Annotated in this window: 18 protein-coding genes; 17 read left to right on the top strand and 1 reads right to left on the bottom strand. The window is 69.4% G+C overall.

Annotated features, from left to right (window positions below):
* The first annotated feature begins 1 nt into the window (after position 1).
* The 11 genes from ABEA67_RS07925 to hpaE all read left to right on the top strand — a co-directional run bounded on the left by ABEA67_RS07925 (position 2) and on the right by hpaE (position 12,111).
* On the top strand, positions 2-967 hold the full coding sequence (locus ABEA67_RS07925) for a glycosyltransferase (RefSeq protein WP_345463466.1): 966 nt from the start codon (positions 2-4) through the stop codon (positions 965-967).
* On the top strand, positions 967-2,937 hold the full coding sequence (locus tag ABEA67_RS07920; protein WP_345463463.1) for a glycosyltransferase: 1,971 nt from the start codon (positions 967-969) through the stop codon (positions 2,935-2,937). Before ABEA67_RS07925 ends, ABEA67_RS07920 begins: the two co-directional genes overlap by 1 nt.
* Positions 2,934-3,722, top strand: a complete 789-nt coding sequence (locus ABEA67_RS07915) for an SDR family oxidoreductase (protein WP_345463460.1) — start codon at positions 2,934-2,936, stop codon at positions 3,720-3,722. The genes ABEA67_RS07920 and ABEA67_RS07915 overlap by 4 nt, the downstream gene beginning before the upstream one ends.
* Entirely contained in the window at positions 3,719-4,333 is a 615-nt protein-coding gene (locus tag ABEA67_RS07910) for a D-glycero-alpha-D-manno-heptose-1,7-bisphosphate 7-phosphatase (RefSeq protein WP_345463457.1), read from the top strand. Before ABEA67_RS07915 ends, ABEA67_RS07910 begins: the two co-directional genes overlap by 4 nt.
* Positions 4,314-5,777: a D-glycero-beta-D-manno-heptose 1-phosphate adenylyltransferase gene (gene rfaE2 / locus ABEA67_RS07905; protein ID WP_345463454.1), complete on the top strand. Its 1,464-nt coding sequence runs from the start codon at positions 4,314-4,316 to the stop codon at positions 5,775-5,777. Before ABEA67_RS07910 ends, rfaE2 begins: the two co-directional genes overlap by 20 nt.
* Positions 5,777-6,868, top strand: coding sequence for a lipopolysaccharide heptosyltransferase II (waaF, locus tag ABEA67_RS07900; protein WP_345463451.1), 1,092 nt, complete (start codon positions 5,777-5,779; stop codon positions 6,866-6,868). Before rfaE2 ends, waaF begins: the two co-directional genes overlap by 1 nt.
* A complete protein-coding gene (locus ABEA67_RS07895) occupies positions 6,865-7,665 on the top strand; it encodes a glycosyltransferase family 2 protein (RefSeq protein WP_345463448.1) in 801 nt (266 codons plus the stop codon). The genes waaF and ABEA67_RS07895 overlap by 4 nt, the downstream gene beginning before the upstream one ends.
* A complete protein-coding gene (locus ABEA67_RS07890) occupies positions 7,662-8,744 on the top strand; it encodes a glycosyltransferase family 9 protein (RefSeq protein WP_345463445.1) in 1,083 nt (360 codons plus the stop codon). Before ABEA67_RS07895 ends, ABEA67_RS07890 begins: the two co-directional genes overlap by 4 nt.
* Before the next feature lie 198 nt (positions 8,745-8,942).
* Entirely contained in the window at positions 8,943-9,743 is an 801-nt protein-coding gene (locus ABEA67_RS07885; protein ID WP_345463442.1) for a fumarylacetoacetate hydrolase family protein, read from the top strand.
* A gap of 62 nt (positions 9,744-9,805) precedes the next feature.
* Complete coding sequence (locus ABEA67_RS07880; protein ID WP_345463439.1) at positions 9,806-10,561, top strand: hypothetical protein; 756 nt, start codon at positions 9,806-9,808, stop codon at positions 10,559-10,561.
* Positions 10,558-12,111 (top strand): 5-carboxymethyl-2-hydroxymuconate semialdehyde dehydrogenase, encoded by a 1,554-nt coding sequence (gene hpaE / locus ABEA67_RS07875; RefSeq protein ID WP_345463436.1) that lies wholly within the window; start codon positions 10,558-10,560, stop codon positions 12,109-12,111. The genes ABEA67_RS07880 and hpaE overlap by 4 nt, the downstream gene beginning before the upstream one ends.
* Positions 12,112-12,176: 65 nt before the next feature.
* On the opposite strand, the gene ABEA67_RS07870 is transcribed toward hpaE, so the two are convergent.
* The gene (locus tag ABEA67_RS07870) at positions 12,177-12,515 is read right to left on the bottom strand and encodes an endonuclease domain-containing protein (RefSeq protein WP_345463433.1); all 339 of its coding nucleotides are present in this window, start codon (positions 12,513-12,515) and stop codon (positions 12,177-12,179) included.
* A gap of 86 nt (positions 12,516-12,601) precedes the next feature.
* Between ABEA67_RS07870 and ABEA67_RS07865 the strand changes: the two genes are divergently transcribed.
* Genes ABEA67_RS07865 through hpaI form a run of 6 tightly spaced genes read left to right on the top strand, consistent with a single transcriptional unit; the run spans position 12,602 to position 17,938 of the window.
* The gene (locus ABEA67_RS07865) at positions 12,602-13,417 is read left to right on the top strand and encodes an NAD-dependent epimerase/dehydratase family protein (protein WP_345463430.1); all 816 of its coding nucleotides are present in this window, start codon (positions 12,602-12,604) and stop codon (positions 13,415-13,417) included.
* Position 13,418: 1 nt separating this feature from the next.
* Positions 13,419-13,802 carry a VOC family protein gene (locus tag ABEA67_RS07860; protein ID WP_345463427.1) on the top strand — a complete coding sequence of 128 codons (384 nt, stop codon included), beginning with the start codon at positions 13,419-13,421 and terminating at the stop codon, positions 13,800-13,802.
* A 13-nt stretch (positions 13,803-13,815) separates the two neighbouring features.
* Positions 13,816-15,324: a 4-hydroxyphenylacetate 3-monooxygenase, oxygenase component gene (hpaB, locus tag ABEA67_RS07855; RefSeq protein WP_345463424.1), complete on the top strand. Its 1,509-nt coding sequence runs from the start codon at positions 13,816-13,818 to the stop codon at positions 15,322-15,324.
* Positions 15,321-16,310 (top strand): 3,4-dihydroxyphenylacetate 2,3-dioxygenase, encoded by a 990-nt coding sequence (gene hpaD, locus ABEA67_RS07850; protein ID WP_345463421.1) that lies wholly within the window; start codon positions 15,321-15,323, stop codon positions 16,308-16,310. Before hpaB ends, hpaD begins: the two co-directional genes overlap by 4 nt.
* Positions 16,300-17,169 (top strand): 2-oxo-hept-4-ene-1,7-dioate hydratase, encoded by an 870-nt coding sequence (gene hpaH, locus ABEA67_RS07845; protein WP_345463419.1) that lies wholly within the window; start codon positions 16,300-16,302, stop codon positions 17,167-17,169. Before hpaD ends, hpaH begins: the two co-directional genes overlap by 11 nt.
* A complete protein-coding gene (gene hpaI, locus ABEA67_RS07840; protein ID WP_345463416.1) occupies positions 17,159-17,938 on the top strand; it encodes a 4-hydroxy-2-oxoheptanedioate aldolase in 780 nt (259 codons plus the stop codon). The genes hpaH and hpaI overlap by 11 nt, the downstream gene beginning before the upstream one ends.
* Positions 17,939-17,994 lie beyond the last annotated feature (56 nt).

Below are 17,994 nucleotides of genomic sequence, written 5' to 3'. Positions count from 1 at the left end.
CATGCGACCCCTGAGGATTCTGACCTGGCACATTCACGGCAGCTACCTGTACTACCTCACGCAGGCTCCGCACGAGTTCTACCTTCCCGTCAAGCCGGGCCGGCCCGAGGGCTACGGCGGGCGCGCGGGCGACTTCCGCTGGGGCGACAACGTGCATGACGTTCCGGCGGAGGACGTGCGGAACCAGACCTTCGACGCGATTCTCTTCCAGTCGCACAGGAACTACCTCGAAGACCAGTTCGAGATTCTCTCGCCCGAACAGCGCCGGCTGCCGCGCATCTACCTGGAACACGACCCGCCGCGCGAGGTGCCGACCGACACCCGGCATCCCGTGGACGACCCGGAGACGTTACTGGTCCACGTCACCCCCTTCAACGACCTGATGTGGGACAGCGGGCGCACGCCCACGCGCGTCATCGAACACGGCGTGACCGACCCCGGCCTCACCTGGACCGGCGAGAAGGCCCGCGGCCTGACCGTGGTGAACGGTCTGCAAAAGCGCGGGCGGCGGCTGGGCGCGGACGTGTTCGAGCAGGTGCGGCAGGAGGTGCCGCTGGACCTGGTGGGCATGGAGTCGCAGGCGGCGGGCGGCCTCGGCAATATTCCGCTGGGCGACCTGCCCGCCTTCGCCGCGCCGTACCGCTTCTTCTTCAACCCGATTCGGTACACCAGCCTGGGCCTGGCCGTTTGCGAGGCGATGATGCTGGGGATGCCCATTGTTGGGCTGGCAACGACTGAGATGGCGACCGCCGTGCAAAACGGCGTGAACGGCTACGTGGACACCGACGTGCGGAAGCTGGTGGAACGGATGCAGCATCTGCTGGACGACCCCGAGGAGGCCCGCCGTCTGAGCGTGGGCGCGCGGGAAGTGGCGCGCGAACGCTTCTCGATTGAACGCTTCGCCCGCGACTGGGACGCCACCTTCCGCGAGGTGGCCGGACGCGGCGTGCCCGTGGGAGGACTGTGATGACCACGTCCGGGGTGAAAAAGATTGCCCTGATCAGCGAACACGCCTCTCCGCTCGCCACCCTGGGTGGCACCGATGCGGGTGGGCAGAACGTGTACGTGGCGCAGGTCGCGCGGCACCTGGCGAACCTGGGCCACGCGGTGGACGTGTTCACCCGCCGCGACGCCCCACACCTTCCCGAGGTGCTGGAGTGGGTGCCGGGCGTGCGGGTGGTGCATGTTCCGGCGGGTCCGGCGGCGGTGATTCCCAAGGAAGACCTGCTGCCGCTGATGCCCGAGTTCACCCGGTATATGGCCGCCTTCATGGCGCGGGAGGGGCGCTACGACCTGCTGCACGCCAACTTCTGGATGTCGGGGCTGGTGGCTGCCGACCTCAAGCGGCTGCTGGGCGTGCCCTTCGTGATCACCTTCCACGCGCTGGGCAAGGTGCGGCGGCTGCACCAGGGCGAGGCCGACGGCTTCCCCGACGACCGCTTCGCCATCGAGGAGCGGCTGGTGCGCGAGGCCGACCGCATCATTGCCGAGTGCCCGCAGGACGAGGCCGACCTGCGAGAGCTGTACGGGGCCGACCCCGCCCGCATCGTGACCGTGCCGTGCGGCTTCGACCCCGCCGAGTTCAGCCCGCAGGGCCGCCGGGAAGCGCGGGAGCGGCTGGGCCTGGACCCCGCCGAACTCACGGTGCTGCAACTGGGCCGCATGGTGCCGCGCAAAGGCGTGGACGACGCCATTCGCGGCTTCGCGCGGGCCGTCCGCAGCCTGGGGCAACCCGCCCGCCTGCTGGTGGTGGGCGGCAACAGCCCCGACCCCGACCCCGCCCTCACGCCTGAACTCGGCCGCCTGCGAGCCATCGCGCAAGAGGAGGGCGTAGAAGACCGCGTGACCTTTACCGGCAGCCGCGACCGCTCGGTGCTGCGCGACTACTACAGCGCCGCGGACGTATTCATCAGCACCCCGTGGTACGAACCCTTCGGCATCACGCCGCTGGAGGCGATGGCCTGCGGTACGCCGGTGCTGGGGGCGCGGGTGGGCGGCATCCAACACACGGTGGCTGACGGCGAAACCGGCTTCCTGGTGCCGCCGCGCGACCCCGACGCGCTGGGTGAGCGGCTGGCCGACCTGCTGGCCGACGCCGCATTGCGCGAACGCATGGGCGCGGCGGCCCTGGCGCGGGTGCGGACGCATTTCACCTGGGAGGGCGTGGCGCGGCAACTCGCGCAGGTGTACCGCGAGGTCGGGGAGGAGACGGCGGCACAGCCCGCCCTGCCGCCCGCCGGGGACGCCGTCGGCAGCACCATAGACAGCGCCGTGGACCGGGCCTTCCAGAACCTGATCACCACGCTGGCGCACTCGCGCGCCGCACTGGGACCGCAGATCGAGGCGGCGGCGGCAGCCATCACCGCCTGTTTCGAGCGGGGCGGCAAGGTGCTGGTGTGCGGGAACGGCGGGAGCGCCGCCGACGCGCAGCACTTCGCAGCGGAACTGGTGGGCCGCTTCCGCCTCGACGGGCGGCGGGGCCTGCCGGTGCTGGCGCTGACCGCCGACACCGCGATGCTCACCGCCTGGTCGAACGACGTGGGCTTTGGCGACGTGTTCGCGCGGCAGGTCGAGGCCTTCGGAACGGAAGGGGACCTGCTGCTCGCCATCAGCACCAGCGGGCGCTCCCCCAACGTGGTCGCCGCACTCCAGGCGGCCCGGCGGCGCGGGCTGACCACCCTCGCGCTGCTGGGGGGCCGGGGCGGGGACGCGCTGGCGCTGGCCGACCTGCCCCTGCTGGTGCCGAGCAGCGACACGCCCCGCATTCAGGAGGTCCACATCCTCGCCCTGCACCTGATCTGCGAACTCGTGGAGGAACAGATCAGCGAGGGCCTGCCCACCCACCTCCCGCCCCCCGTGCGCCTGAACCCGCCCGGTGCCGCCCCCCTCATCTCTGCCCCGCAGACCAACGGGAACCGCAAAGGAGTGAACGTATGACCCAGACCACGCAACAGCCCCAGAACCAGAACACGCAGACCCAGGCCCAGCCCGACTTCAGCCAGTCCCTCGCCGGGCAGGTGGCCCTCGTCACCGGCGGCGGCAGCGGACTCGGCGCAGCCATCTGCCGCGTGCTGGCTGAGTCCGGCGCGCAGGTGATTGCCGCCGACATCCAGCTCCCGCAGGCCGAGCGCCTCGCCGCCGAGCTGACCGAGGCCGGCCACCAGGTCCGCGCCATCAGCCTCGACGTGCGCGATGAGAACGCGCTGGAGCAGGTCGTGGCGCAACTGGAAGAGGAGTACGGCCACCTCGACATCCTGATCAACAACGCGGGCACCGACGTCACGGTTGCCATCGAGGAACTCAGCGTGGCGGACATCGACCGCGTGCTGGACGTGAACCTGCGCGGACCGTTCCTGCTGTCGCGCGCGGCGCTGCCCCATATGGCAAAGCGCGGGCGCGGGGCCATCGTCAACATCACCTCCACCGCCGCCAAGCGCGCCTGGGCCAACGCGACCGCCTACCACGCGAGCAAGTGGGGCCTGCTGGGCCTGAGCCACGCGCTGCACGTGGAGGCGCGGCCCCAGGGCGTGCGCGTGACCGCGCTGGTGGTCGGCGGGATGCAGACGCCCTTCATCCTGGAACGCTTCCCCGACACCCCCCTGGAGAACCTGCAGGACCCGCGCAACGTGGCCGAGGCCGTGCGCTACGTGCTGCTCCAGCCGGAAGGCACGGTGGTCCCCGAGATGACCGTCATCCCCATGCGCGAAACCTCCTGGCCGTGAGCGGCCTCCCCGCCGGGGCCGCCCGGAAAGCGGTGCTGCTCGACAAGGACGGCACTTTAATCGAGGACGTGCCCTACAACGTGGACCCCGCCCTCATCCGGCTGCTGCCCGGCGTGGGGGAGGCGCTCCGGGCGCTGCACGCGGCGGGCTACACGCTGGTCGTCATCACCAACCAGTCCGGCGTGGCGCGGGGCCTGTTCCCGGAAGCCGCGCTGGAGGGCGTGGAGGCGCGGCTGCGTGAACTGCTGGCGGCCGAGGGAGTGCCGCTGGCGGGCTTCCTCGCCTGCCCGCACCACCCGGAGGGCACCGTGGCTCCCTACGCGCAGGAATGCGAGTGCCGCAAGCCGCAGCCGGGCTTGCTGCGCCGCGCCGCCCGCGAGCTGGGGCTGGACCTGAGCGCCTCGTGGATGGTCGGGGACATTCTGAACGACGTGGAGGCCGGGGGGCGGGCCGGGTGCCGCACGGTGCTGCTGGACACCGGGGGCGAGACGGAGTGGGTGCCTGGGCCGTACCGCACGCCGGACGTGACGGCGCGGGGCTGGCCCGAGGTGGCCGCCGTGATTCTCCAGGCACAGGAGGAGGGGAGGACCGATGCTCTTAGAACACCTTGACGAGTTCCGCCACCTGCGGGTGGTCGTGGTCGGTGAGGCGATGCTGGACAGCTACCTGTACGGCACCGCCGACCGCCTCTGCCGCGAGGCCCCGGTGCCCATCGTGGCGCTGCACGGGCGGCACGACGTGCCCGGCGGGGCCGCCAACGCCGCCGTGAACGCCCGCGCGCTGGGGGCCAGCGTGGAGTTCCTGTCGGTGCTGGGGGCCGACGCCGAGGGCGACATCCTCCTGAGTCGGCTGGAGGAGGCGGGTGTGGACACGGCGGGCGTGGTCCGTTCGCAGGGGCGCGAGACGTTGGTCAAGCAGCGGGTAATGGCCGCCTCGCAGATTCTGCTGCGGCTGGACCGGGGCACCGAGCAGGGCGTGGCCGGCGAGGATGAGGAAGCCCTCATCACGCACCTGCGCGCCGCCTTCCGCCGGGCCGACGCGGTCATCGTTTCCGACTACGGGTACGGTGTCCTGACCCCCCGCGTCATCGCGGCGCTGGCCGAGGAACAGGCCCGCTCGCCCCGCGTGCTGATGGCCGATGCCAAGCAGCTCGGCCGTTACCGCGAGGTGGGCGTGACCGCCGCCAAGCCCAACTACGGCGAGGCGCTGGCGCTGCTGAAGGAGACGGCGCAGCCTGGCCCCGAGGAACGGCTCGCGCAGGTCGCCGGCTGGGAGGAGGCCGTGCTGGAGCAGACCGGCGCGCGCATCGTGGCCGTGACGCTGGACGTGGAGGGCGCGCTGGTGTTCGAGCAGGGGCAACCCGCCTACCGCACCTTCACGCGGCCGCACTCCAACGCGAACGCGACCGGGGCCGGGGATACCTTCGTGGCGACGCTGGCCCTGGCCCTGGCTACCGGGGCCGACACGCCCGCTGCCGCCGACCTCGCCTCCGCCGCCGCGACGGTGGTGGTGCAGCGCGACGGCACCACGGTCTGCACCCACGCCGAGCTGCGTGACTTCCTGACCGCCGAGAACAAGGTGCTGGACCGGGAGGCGGTGCTGACGCGCATTGCCGCGCTGCGCGACCAGGGACGCCGGGTGGTCTTTACCAACGGCTGCTTCGACCTGCTGCACCGCGGGCACATCACCTACCTCAACCAGGCCAAGGCGCTGGGCGACGTGTTGGTGGTCGGCCTGAACGACGACGCCAGCGTGCGCCGCCTCAAGGGAGCCTCGCGGCCCATCAACCCCACGGAAGACCGCGCGCAGGTGCTGGCGGCGCTGAGCTGCGTGGACCTGATTGTGCCCTTCACCGAGGACACGCCCGCCGCGCTGATCGAGGCGCTGCGCCCCGACGTGTACGTCAAGGGCGGCGACTACACCCGCGAGACGCTGCCCGAAGCGCCGCTGGTGGAATCGCTGGGCGGCGAGGTGCGGCTGCTTCCCTACCTCGACGACCGTTCCACGACGGGCATCATCGAGCGGGTGCGGCGGGCCTACGCGACGGGGGACTGATGGCCGACTGGACCCAGGCCCGCAACATCCTCGCCGTGCGCCTCGACACGCTGGGCGACGTGCTGATGACCACCCCGGCGCTGCGGGCGCTGAAGGTGAGCCAGCCCCAGAACGGACAGGTGCAGCGCCGCGTGACGCTGCTCACCTCGCCGCCCGGTGCCGCGGTCGCCCGCCTCGTGCCGGAACTCGACGAGGTGCTGGTGTACGAGGCCCCCTGGCTCAAGGCCACGCCACCGCGGGCGAGCAGCGCCCCCGACCTGGAGATGGTCGCCTTCCTGCGCGAGCGGGGCTTCGACGCCGCCGTCATCTTCACCGTCTACAGTCAGAACCCGCTGCCCTCCGCGCTGCTGTGCTACCTGGCCGACATCCCGCTGCGGCTGGCCCACTGCCGTGAGAATCCCTATCAACTGCTCACCGACTGGGTGCGCGAGACGGAGCCGGAGGGGGGCATCCGCCACGAGGTCCAGCGGCAGCTCGATCTGGTGGGCGCGGTGGGGGCGGTGACGCCGGACGAGCGGCTCTCGCTGGGCTTCTCGACAGAGGCAGCGGCGCGGGTGACGGAACGGCTGACTGGGCTGGACATGGCGCGGCCCTGGGCGGTCATCCACCCTGGCGCAACTGCCGCCTCACGCCGCTACCCTCCCGAATACTTCGCGGAGGTGGCGCGGCAACTGGCGGAGCGGGGACTGACGCTCCTCTTTACCGGTGATAACGGCGAGCGGGAACTCATCGCGGGCATTCAGCGGATGGCAGGCGGTGTCGGCCAATCGCTGGCCGGGGAACTGGGGCTGGAGGAACTGGCGGCGCTCATCGCCCGCGCTCCCCTGCTGATTTCCAACAACACCGGCCCGGCACACATGGCCGCGGCGCTGGGCACGCCCGTCGTGGACCTGTACGCCCTCACCAACCCGCAGCACACGCCCTGGCAGGTGCCTTCGCGGGTCCTCTCGCATGACGTGGAGTGCCGCTGGTGCTACAGCTCCGTCTGCCGCACCGGGCATCATCTCTGCCTGCGCGGCGTGCCGCCAGGAGAGGTGGTCGCGGCGGCGCTGGACCTGCTGACACCGGCCCCGGTTGAGGTGGCAAGGTGACCCCCCTCGACATCCTGATTCCCACCTGTGACCGGCCGGGGGCGTTGGCCGCGACCCTCACCAGCCTGTCGGCGCAGACGGCCCAGCCCTTCCGGGTGGTGATTTCCGACCAGGGGGAACAGGCGGCGCAGGAGCGGCCCGAGGTCGCCACCGCCCTGCGCGTGCTGGAACTGCACGGCTGCGCGGTGGAGGTGTACCGCCACCTGCCCCGGCGCGGCATGGCCGAACAGCGCCAGTTTCTGCTGGAGCAGGCGCGCGCGCCCTCCGTGCTGTTTCTGGACGACGACCTGATTCTGGAACCGTGGGTGGTGGCGCAGATGCTGGAGGCCCTCCAGCGCGAGGGCTGCGGCTTCGTCGGTAGCGCCGTCATCGGCCTGAGCTACCGCGCCGACGTGCGCCCGCATCAGCAGGCGGTGGAGTTCTGGGAGGGGCCGGTCACGCCGGAGACGGTGAGGCCCGGCACAGCGGCCTGGGAACGCTACATGCTGCACAACGCAGCGAACCTGCTGCACGTGCAGCAGCAGCACGCGCCTGCCCCCGAACAGAGCCGCCTCTACAAGGTGGCGTGGGTGGGCGGCTGCGTCCTGTACGACCGCGCGTGCCTGGAGGCCGTGGGCGGCTTCGGCTTCTGGCGCGAGCTGCCCGAGCACCACGCGGGCGAGGACGTGCTGGCCCAGCAGCGGGTGATGGCCCGCTTCGGCGGCTGCGGCGTGATGCCGTCGGGCGTGTACCACCAGGAACTGCCCACCACCCTGCCGAACCGTGAGGTGGACGCGCCGAAGGTGCTGGACCTATGACCACGCCTCTGCATCCGAACTGGGCCAACGTCAAAAACGTTCTGGTCATGCGCCTCGACAACATCGGGGACGTGGTGATGACCTCCCCCGTGCTGCGTTCCCTCAAGGAAGCCCTGCCCGGCGTGCGCCTCACGCTGATGGTGAGTCCGGGAGGGTCGGCCGCCGTGCCGCTGCTCCCCTGGGTGGACGACGTCATCGTCTGGCGGGCGATGTGGCAGCAACTGGGCGGCGGTCACGCCGACCCGGCGCAGGAGGCGGAACTCACCCGGCTGCTGCGCGAGCGCAACTTCGACGCAGCGGTGCTGCTGACCTCCTTCAGCCAGACGCCCCACGCGGCGGCCCTGGCCTGCCTGCTGGCCGGGATTGGGCTGCGGCTGGGCGAGTCGGCGGAAAGCGCCCCCGGCCTCCTCACGCACGAGCCGCCCTCCCCCACCCCGGAGGCCGCCCAGCAGGCCGAACGGAACTTGCGCCTGCTGGAATCGGCGGGCGTGCCTGTACGCGACCGGGCGCTGGAGGTTCACGTTTCAGAGGAGGCCCGCCGTCAGGCCGCCGCGCTGCTGCCGGGGCCGTACCTGCTGCTCAATCCCTTCGCCAGTTGCTCGGCCCGCACCTATCCGCCCGAGCGGGCCGCCCACGCCGCCCGGTTGATGGCCGAACAGCTGGGCTGGCAGGTGGCCGTCACCGGCGTGGAAAAGGACCGCGAGCGCGCCGCAGCGCTGCTGGCCGAACTCGGTCCGGCCGGCGTGGACCTGCTGGGCTGCACGGACCTCGCCACCTTCGCGGCGCTCATCGGGGGCGCGGGACTGGTGCTCACCAACAACACCTCCGCCCTGCACCTGGCCGACGCGCTGCGGACGCCCGTGCTGGTCACCTACTCCGGCACGGATTACGAGACGCAGTGGCAGCCGCGCAGCACCCGCTTCACCCTGCTGCGCCGTCCCACGCCCTGCCACCCCTGCTACGCCTTCCAGTGTCCCTTCCACCTGGAGTGCCTGGACATCGCGCCGGGGGAAGTGGCGCAGGCGGGGCTGGACCTGCTGGCCCGCAGCGCCGCGCCCGAGGCCATGACCCTGCGCTGAGCTGCCGGAACCAGGCACCGCCCAGCGGCCTCACCTGAACATGGGGGGCCGCTTCTCCTTGTTCAAAACCACAAGAGGTCATCGTAGGATTCACCTGTTTCACCATTTCGCACCCGGTCCGCCCGGCCTATGCTGAGGCACCGACAACCCGCCTTTCCTCTCCCCTCCACGCGGAGGTCCCATGATTGGAGTCCATCCTTGAAACTCGCCCGCTTCATCTCCGGGGGCCGCTTTCTGAACGGCCACCTGCAAGACGGCCAGCTTATCGATGCCGCCGGCGTCGCCCACGACCCCAATGCCGTGCAGTTCCGCCTGCCGGTGGACCCACCCAAGGTCATCGCCCTCGCGCTGAACTACAACGACCACGCGGGCGAACTCGGCCTTACGCAGCCCAAGGAACCGGCCCTCTTCTGGAAGCCGAACACCACGCTGCTGCCGCACCGGGGCACCGTCATCTACCCGCGCGGCGCGGAGTTCATGCACTACGAGGTCGAACTCGGCGTCATCATCGGGTGCGACGCCCGGCGGGTGAAGGCGAAGGACGCGATGGACTACGTGGGCGGCTACACCATCGGCAATGACCTGGTGGTGCGCGACTACGTGACCAACACCTTCCGACCCCCGATGCGCGGCAAGGGCTGGGACACCTTCGGGCCGCTGGGGCCGTACTACGTCACCGCCGACGAGATTGCCGACCCGCACAACCTGGCGCTGACCGCCCACGTGAACGGCGAGCTGCGGCAGGAAGGCAGCACGCGCGACATGATTTTCGGGATTCCCGAGCTGATTGAACACATCAGCCGCTTCATGACGCTGCAAAAGGACGACGTGATTCTGACCGGCACGCCGAAGGGCATTTCTCACGTGCGCCCCGGCGACGTGATGCGCCTGGAGGTCGAGGGCCTGGGCGTGCTGGAAAACGACATTCAGGAAGAGGACGAGGGGGCCGAACCCATCACGGGCAAGGAGAGCAAGGAAGGCGAGTGGGACGGGCGGTGAATGGGATGGGGGCGTCAGGCAAACGGGGGGCGGCGCTCATCCGGCGGGGGCAACCTGCGGGCATGAAGCTGAAACCTGTCCTGACGCTGGGCCTCGCGCTCTCCGCCCTCGCCCTGGCCGCGCCCGTGCGGTACGAAATGAAGTCGTACGCGAACATCGGCGGGAAGTGGCAGCCCGCCTTCGCGTGGTGTGACGCGCCCGACCGGGTGATTGCGGTAACGCAGCCTGCCGGGGCTGACCTGAGCCAACCTCAGCCCATCAAGCTCCGGCAGGTGCTCAAGCGGCCCGCGCCGAATACAGATGCCTTTGACTATGTGGCCGAATACCTCCTCGGTCCCGGCGAGGGGGCGGCGGGGAGCATCTACACCGCCATCACGTTCCCGGACGGCACAGGTCAGGATGGGCAGTACTTCATCCATACCAGCAACGTCGAGAACGTGCAGGACCCCGCCTACCGCATGACCCACGTGAACGAGTTCCGCACGCCGGAAGGCGCGTTCCGCTGCCGCTACCAGCCCCAGGCGGTGTTTATGGGCGCGACGAACAAGCGCACGGTGATTGTCTGGGACAACGGCAAGACAGCCACCTACGCCACGCGGAATTTCGACGGGACGCCAGGGGTATACGTGACGGGCGGGAAGTGGACGGCGGACGAACACGGGAAGGAGTACCGCTTCACGTCCAGTGACGGCTATGTCTATGTCGTGAACGCTAGCCCGTTCTCTGCCCAAGTTCAGGTGAAAAAAGGGGACAAGGTTCTATTGACTGAACCTTTCCTCGCCTACTCCATCAGCCAGCCCGCAAAGGAGCAACCATGACCCAGACTGTCACCCCAAATCACGAACAGGCCCGCGAACTGCGCGAGCGCACGCGGCAGCGGGGCATCCGGCACTTCATCGGCGGCGAGTGGGTGCATTCCCTCGGCGGCGAGACGTTCGAGACGCACACCCCGACCGACAACTCCGTGCTGGCGACGGTAGCGAGCGGGGACGCGGCGGACATCGACCGCGCCGCTCGCGCCGCCCATGACGCCTTCCAGACCTGGCGCGAGGTGAGCGGCACGGAACGCCGCAAGCTGCTGCACCGTGTCGCGGACCTCATCGAAGCCCGCGCGCAGGAAATCGCCCTGCTGGAGAGCATAGACACCGGCCAGGCCATCCGCTTCATGAAGTCGGCGGCAGCGCGGGGGGCGGAGAACTTCCGTTTCTTCGCGGACCGTGCGCCGGGTGCGGCGGACGGGCAGAGCCTTCCCGCGCCCGGCTTCCTGAACTACACCCTGCGCCAGCCCATCGGCCCCGTCGGCGTCATCACGCCCTGGAACACGCCCTTCATGCTGTCCACCTGGAAGATTGCCCCGGCGCTGGCGGCAGGTTGCACGGTGGTCCACAAGCCCGCCGAGTGGAGTCCGGTCACGGCGACCCTGCTGGCCGAAATCATGGACGAGGCGGGGATTCCGGGGGGCGTGGTGAACCTGGTCCACGGCTTCGGCGAGAGCGCGGGCAAGGCGCTGACGGAACACCCGCTGATTAAAGCGGTGGCCTTCGTGGGCGAGACGACCACCGGCAGCCACATCATGCGGCAGGGGGCCGACACGCTGAAGCGCGTTCACTTCGAGCTGGGCGGCAAGAACCCGGTCGTGGTGTTCGACGACGCCGACCTCGACAAGGCACTCGATGCCGTGGTGTTCATGATTTACAGCCTGAACGGCGAACGCTGCACCAGCTCCAGCCGCGTGCTGATTCAGGACGGCATCTACGACGAGTTCACTGCCCGCATCGCCGAACGCGCGAGGAACATCCGCGTGGGCGACCCGCTCGACCCCAACACCGAAATCGGCCCACTGGTCCACCCCCGCCACTTCGAGAAGGTCATGTCCTACTTCGACCGGGCACGCGAGGAAGGCGCGACCATCGCGGCGGGCGGCGAGCGCGTGGGCGAGGACGGCAACTTCGTCTCCGCGACCCTCTTTACCGGCGCAAGCAACGACATGAAGATTGCCCAGGAGGAAATCTTCGGCCCCGTCCTGACCGCCATCCCCTTCCGCGACGAGGCGGACGCCCTGGCCCTCGCCAACGACGTGAAGTACGGGCTGGCCGGGTATCTGTGGACCAACGACCTCACCCGCGCGCACCGCTTCGCGCAGGCCCTCGAAGCCGGGATGGTGTGGGTGAACAGCGAGAACGTGCGCCACCTGCCCACGCCCTTCGGCGGTGTGAAGAACAGCGGCATCGGGCGCGACGGCGGCGACTACTCCTTCGACTTCTACATGGAGACGAAGAACATCGCCATCAGCCTGGGCACGCACAAGACGGCGAAACTGGGCGTGGGCCAGCCGGTGAAGGTGGACAAGAGCGAGGTGGAGGGGTGAGGCATTGGGAAGGGCGAGCGTTGCTCGCCACCCCCCTCCCAGCCTCCCCCGCAAGGGGGGAGGAGTTAAAGCGCTTCGGCTATTCGCTCCAGCACGCCCGGCAGGTTGTTTCGCACTTCGTTGTTCCAGAAGCGCAGCACTCGGAAACCACGTGCGGTAAGTTCAGCGTCTCGCACTGCGTCATATTCACTTTCGGCGTGCTGGCTGCCGTCCAGCTCAATCACGAGCTTCCGCTCAAGGCAGACGAAATCTGCAAAGTAGAAGCCGAGAGCCTGCTGCTTACGAAACGCCACGCCCAATTGATTGGCCCGCAACCGGCCCCACAACAACTGCTCCTCCGGCGTCATGCTCCGCCGCAATTCCCGCGCTCGGCGATTCTGCTCAAGGCGAGAAAACCTCTCCATACCAGCAGCTTAAAGCCCTCCCCCCTTGCGGGGGAGGGTTGGGAGGGGGGTGGCGAGCAACGCTCGCCCTCCACAGGAGGCCCCAGATGACTCCCCCCATCCACCGCATCCTCATCACCGGGGCCGCCGGTCAAGTCGGCACCGCCCTGCGCGAGGGCTTACGCGGACACTTCCCCATCATCCGCCTGACCGACAACCGCGACCTGGGCGAGGCGCAGCCCGGTGAGGAACTCGTGCGGGCCGACCTGACCGACTTCGACCAGGTGCGGGCGGCGATGGAAGGCGTGGACGCCGTGATTCACCTGGGCGGCATTCCCGACGAGGACACCTACGAGCGCATCCGCGACGTGAACATAGACGGCACGTATAACGTGCTGGAAGCCGCGCGACAGGCGGGCGTGACGCGCGTGGCCTTCGCGTCCAGCATCCACGCCGTCGGCTTCTACCCCCGTTCGGAGAAGGTCAGCCCCGACATGCCCGTCCGCCCCGACACGTATTACGGCGTCAGCAAGGTCTTCGGGGAGGCGCTGGGCCGGATGTACTTCGAGAAACACGGCGTGGCGTTCGTCGGCGTCCGCATCTGCTCCTTCCAGCCGCGCCCGAAGGACGCCCGGCATCTCAGCACGTGGCTCAGCCCGCGCGACGCCGTGCAGCTCTTCGAAAAGGCCGTCACTGCGCCAGATGTGGGGTTCCTGCTTGTGGCAGGCATCAGCGGCAACACCCGCCGCTGGATGACCGAGGACGGCTGGGACGTGCTGGGCTATGAACCGCAGGACAACGCCGAAGCCTACGCGGCAGAGGTGGAACACCTCCACGGCGACCCGCAGGACTTAGTAGAGCAGCGGCAGGGCGGGATTTTCGTGGCTTCGGAGTACCGGGGACTGGCGGAGAAGAAAGGCTGACATGGCCCTCCTCGAACACGTCGCCTTCCAGGCCCGCGAGCTGGACCGCACCCAGGCCTTCTATGAGGTCTTCGGCGCGGAAACATCCCGTCATGCGGGCGGAAAGCGGCTGTTCGTCACCCTGGGTGGTCCCACCCGCCTGATCTTCGACCACACCGACTCGCCACTGGACGTGAGCGCCGTGACGTATCTGGGCATCGAACTGGATTCGTTCGAGGAGGTGGACACCCTCTTCACCCTTCTCTCGGAACGGGCCGCCATCCGACGTGACCTGCGCGAGGAGTACCGCCACGCCGCCGGACCTTATGGCTTCTTCGTGGCGGACCCCGACGGCTACGTCATCAAAGTCTTCAAGTACCACACCCCCACCAGCGAACAGAGCTAAGGAGGCATCCCCTATGGCAGCCATCACCGGACAGCAGTTCCTCGACCGCCTGCGGCAGAACCCGCCCACCCTCTACATCGACGGGCAGCGGGTGCAGGACCCCACCACGCACCCCGCGACCCGCAACATGGCGCACTCGCTGGCGGGGCTGTACGACCTCCAGAACCAGCCGGACCTGCGCGAGAAGCTCACCTACGAGGAAAACGGCCAGCGTTACCCCATGAGCCTGATGGTGCCGCGCAGCCAGGAGGACCTGGCCCGGATTGGCGAGGCGCACCGCATCCGCGCGAACTACTCGCTGGGCTTCCTGGGCCGCGCACCCGACTACATGAATGCGAACGTAATGGCGGCGGGCGCGGGGGCCGAGTATTTCAACCAGTGCAGCGCCAGCCAGCCGGGCAGCGAGAAGCGCGACTTTGCGGCGAACATGCGCCGCTACGCTGAACTGGTCCGCGAGCATGACCTCTGCCTCACGCACGCGCTCACCAACCCGCAGGTGAACCGGGCCAAGCAGGCCAGCGAGATGCCCGACCCCTACATCGCGCTGGGCGTGGTGGAGGAACGCGAGGACGGCATCCTCGTGCGGGGTGCGCGAATGATGGCGACGCTGCCCATCGCCGACGAGATTCTGGTGTTCCCCTCCACCGTGCTGAAGGAAAACGCCGACAAGAGCCGCTACGCGATGGGCTTCGCGCTGCCCACCAATGCGCCCGGCCTGAGCTTCCAGTGCCGCGAGCCGTTCGACATCGGCCGGGGGCCGGAAGACCACCCGCTGGGCAGCCGCTTCGACGAGCAGGACGCCTTCGTCATCTTCGACGACGTGCTGGTGCCCTGGGAGCGCGTCTTCCTGCTGTACGACGTGGAGTTGGCAAACAAGGCTTATGCGGCGACCGACGCCGTGCTGCACATGGCGTATCAGGTGGTGAACCTCAAGATTGCCAAGACCGAAGCCTTCCTGGGCACCGCGCAGAGCATCGTGAACGCCATCGGCAGCGGGCAGTTTCAGCACGTGCAGAGCAAGGTCGCGGAAATCATCATCATGCTGGAAATCATGAAGGCGCTGGAGGTGGCCGCCGTGGCGGGCGCGACGGTAAACGAGTACGGCGTGATGACCCCGGCGCGTGGCCCGCTCGACGCCGCCCGCAACTACTACCCGGCCATGTACGCCCGCCTGCCCGAGCTGCTGCAACTACTGGGCGCGAGCGGCATCATCATGATGCCCAGCCAGGCCGACCGCGAGGGACCGCTGGGGCCGCAGATTGCCAAGTACCTGCAAGCCGGGAACGCCAGCGCGGAGGACCGCCTCAAACTCTTCCGCCTCGCCTGGGACATGTCCATGAGCAGCTTCGGGGGCCGCCAGAGCCTCTACGAGAAGTTCTTCTTCGGGGACCCGGTGCGGATGCACTCCGCGCTGTACGAGGTGTACGACAAGGGACCCGCCGTGGAGCGGATTGGGCAGTTCCTGAAGCGCAGCGAGAAGCCGCAGGCGGCCCAGAGCCAGTCCGAGGGGGTGACGGCGTGACCGCTCCCCGCCCCGACGTGATTCGCATCGCCCATACCGTCTTCACCGTCACGGACCTGGAAGCCTCGCGCGACTTCTACGTGAGCCTGCTGGGCATGAACGTGCTGCACGAGACGCCCGGCGCGCTGTACCTGCGCGGCGTCGAGGACCGCGAGTGGACGCTGAAGCTGGAGCAGGCCCCCTCTGAAAAGGGAATGGGGGCGGGCGTGCGCCACCTCGCCTACCGGGTCCGCAGCGACGCCGATCTCGACGGCCTGGTGGCCCTGGCCGAGCGCGAGGGTCTCCCCTACCGCTGGGAGGAGGAACTCGACCGCCCGCGCATGCTGCGGATGCAGGACCCCTTCGGCGTGCCGGTGGCCTTTTTCCGCGAGAGCCGGACGTATCCCTGGCTCCTCCAGGACTACCACCAGCACCGGGGGCCGGGCCTCCAGCGCGTGGACCACGTCAACGTGATGACGCCGGACGTGGAGGGCATGATGACCTGGTACGGGCGCGAACTGGGCTTCCGCACCTCCGAGTTCACCGAGGACGAGGCGGGGCGCATCTGGGCGGCGTGGGTGCAGCGCCGGGGCGGTGTCCACGACCTCGCCATGACGAACGGCGCGGGGCCGAGGCTGCACCACTGGGCCTACTGGATGCCCGACGCCATGAGCATCATCCGCACCTGCGACATCCTGGCGGGGGCGCGGCAGCCCGAGCGCATCGAGCGTGGGCCGGGGCGGCACGGCATCTCCAACGCCTTCTTCCTGTACATCCGCGACCCCGACGGCCACCGCATCGAGCTGTACACCAGCGACTACATCACGGTGGACCCCGACTTCGAGCCGATTCGCTGGCAGCTCAACGACCCCCGGCGGCAGACGCTGTGGGGGGCCAAGACGCCCCGGAGCTGGTTCGAGGAAGGCTCGCACATGGAGGCCTTTGAAGGCGGCTGGGTGCAGCCGGTGGAGGGCGAGCTGAAGGGGATTCCGGCGCATGTCATCTGAGGGGTCAGCGGTCAGCGGTCAGCCGTCAGCAGCCAGCGTCATTCCCGTTGAGGCACTGGCGGGGCTAGCTGCCGAGCTGGACGGGGCGGAGGCGAGCGGCGTTCAACTGGCTCCCTTCTCGGAGCGGTTTCCGGGGATGACGATTGCGGATGCCTACGCGGTGCAGCGGGCGTGGGTGGCGCGTAAGGTGGACGGCGGGCGGCGCGTGCTGGGGCACAAGATTGGCCTCACGTCGCGGGCGATGCAGATGGCCTCACAGATTGACGAGCCGGACTACGGGGCGCTGCTGGACGACATGTTCTTCGAGCCGAACGGGGACATCCCCCTCTCGCGCTTCGTGGCCCCGAAGGTGGAGGTAGAACTGGCCTTCGTTCTGAAAGCCGACCTGCAAGGCCCCGGCGTGACGGTCTTCGACGTGCTGCGTGCCACCGAGTACGTGACGCCCGCCGCCGAGATTATCGACGCGCGGCTTCAGCGGGTGAGCAAGGAGACGGGCAAGCCCCGCCGCGTCACCGACACCATCAGCGACAACGCGGCCAACGCCGGGGTCATTCTGGGCGGGCGCGCGGTGCGGCCTGACGATGTGGACCTGCGCTGGGCCGCCGCCCTGTGCATCCGCAACAGCGTCATCGAGGAAACGGGTGTGGCAGCAGGCGTGCTGGGGCACCCGGCGACCGGCATCGCCTGGCTCGCGGGCCGCCTCGCCCCCCACGGCGAGGGCCTGAAGGCGGGCGAGATTGTGCTGGCGGGGTCGTTCACCCGCCCGGTGGACATCGCTTCGGGCGACGTGTTCACCTTCGACTACGGGCCACTGGGGACCTTCTCCTGCCGGTTTGCTGGGGATGCCCGTGGCCGCTGAGCCTGTCCCCCCGCAGAACGCCTTCAAGACGGCGCTGACGCAGGGCAACACCCTCTACGGCTTCTGGCTGGCCCTGGCCGACGCCTACAGCGCCGAGGTCTGCGCGGGGGCGGGCTTCGACTGGCTGGTCATCGACGGCGAACACGCGCCGAACGACGTGCGGAGCATCCTGAGCCAGCTTCAGGCGGTCGCGCCGTATCCCTCCGCGTCCGTGGTGCGCCCGCCGGTCGGGGACACGGTCCTGATCAAGCAACTGCTGGACATCGGTGCGCAGAACCTCCTCATTCCGATGGTGGAGTCGGCGCAGCAGGCCCGCGAGCTGGTGGCAGCCACCCGGTACCCGCCGCGGGGGGTGCGCGGCGTGGCGAGTGCGCTGGTGCGGGCGAGCGGCTTCTCGCGGAACGCCGACTACCTGGGGCAGGCGGACGCGGGCATCTGTCTGCTGGTGCAGGTGGAGTCGGTGACGGGGCTGGAGGCCCTGGACGAAATCGCGGCGGTGGAGGGTGTGGACGGAGTGTTTCTCGGCCCCGCCGACCTTGCCGCCTCCCTCGGGCACCTGGGGCAGCCGGGACACCCGGACGTGCAGGCCGCCATCCGGGAGGCTGCCCGCCGGATTCGCGCGGCGGGCAAGGCGGCGGGCAGCCTCGCCACCGACGAGGCGGTCGCCCGGACCTACCTGGACTGGGGCTATACCTTCGTGGCGGTGGGGGTGGACGTGTTGCTGCTGACCCGCGCCACGACGGCATTGCTGGCTCGTTTCCGGGAGTAGGCAGATTTGCTCGTCACGTGACGAGCAGAGATGGGGCGGGGGCTATGCTTCCCCGC

The sequence above is a fragment of the Deinococcus carri genome, from assembly GCF_039545055.1.
Taxonomy (GTDB): Bacteria; Deinococcota; Deinococci; order Deinococcales; family Deinococcaceae; genus Deinococcus; species Deinococcus carri.
This window is presented reverse-complemented; position numbering and strand designations above follow the sequence as displayed.

Bases quoted from the DNA above. Each gene is read 5' to 3' on its own strand.
- ABEA67_RS07870 (WP_345463433.1), bottom strand. From the start codon at position 12,515: ATGGAGAGGTTTTCTCGCCTTGAGCAGAATCGCCGAGCGCGGGAATTG.
- hpaE (WP_345463436.1), top strand. From the start codon at position 10,558: ATGACCCAGACTGTCACCCCAAATCACGAACAGGCCCGCGAACTGCGC.
- hpaH (WP_345463419.1), top strand. From the start codon at position 16,300: ATGTCATCTGAGGGGTCAGCGGTCAGCGGTCAGCCGTCAGCAGCCAGC.
- ABEA67_RS07865 (WP_345463430.1), top strand. From the start codon at position 12,602: ATGACTCCCCCCATCCACCGCATCCTCATCACCGGGGCCGCCGGTCAA.
- hpaB (WP_345463424.1), top strand. From the start codon at position 13,816: ATGGCAGCCATCACCGGACAGCAGTTCCTCGACCGCCTGCGGCAGAAC.
- ABEA67_RS07925 (WP_345463466.1), top strand. From the start codon at position 2: ATGCGACCCCTGAGGATTCTGACCTGGCACATTCACGGCAGCTACCTG.
- ABEA67_RS07890 (WP_345463445.1), top strand. From the start codon at position 7,662: ATGACCACGCCTCTGCATCCGAACTGGGCCAACGTCAAAAACGTTCTG.
- ABEA67_RS07860 (WP_345463427.1), top strand. From the start codon at position 13,419: ATGGCCCTCCTCGAACACGTCGCCTTCCAGGCCCGCGAGCTGGACCGC.
- waaF (WP_345463451.1), top strand. From the start codon at position 5,777: ATGGCCGACTGGACCCAGGCCCGCAACATCCTCGCCGTGCGCCTCGAC.
- ABEA67_RS07920 (WP_345463463.1), top strand. From the start codon at position 967: ATGACCACGTCCGGGGTGAAAAAGATTGCCCTGATCAGCGAACACGCC.
- rfaE2 (WP_345463454.1), top strand. From the start codon at position 4,314: ATGCTCTTAGAACACCTTGACGAGTTCCGCCACCTGCGGGTGGTCGTG.
- ABEA67_RS07915 (WP_345463460.1), top strand. From the start codon at position 2,934: ATGACCCAGACCACGCAACAGCCCCAGAACCAGAACACGCAGACCCAG.
- ABEA67_RS07880 (WP_345463439.1), top strand. From the start codon at position 9,806: ATGAAGCTGAAACCTGTCCTGACGCTGGGCCTCGCGCTCTCCGCCCTC.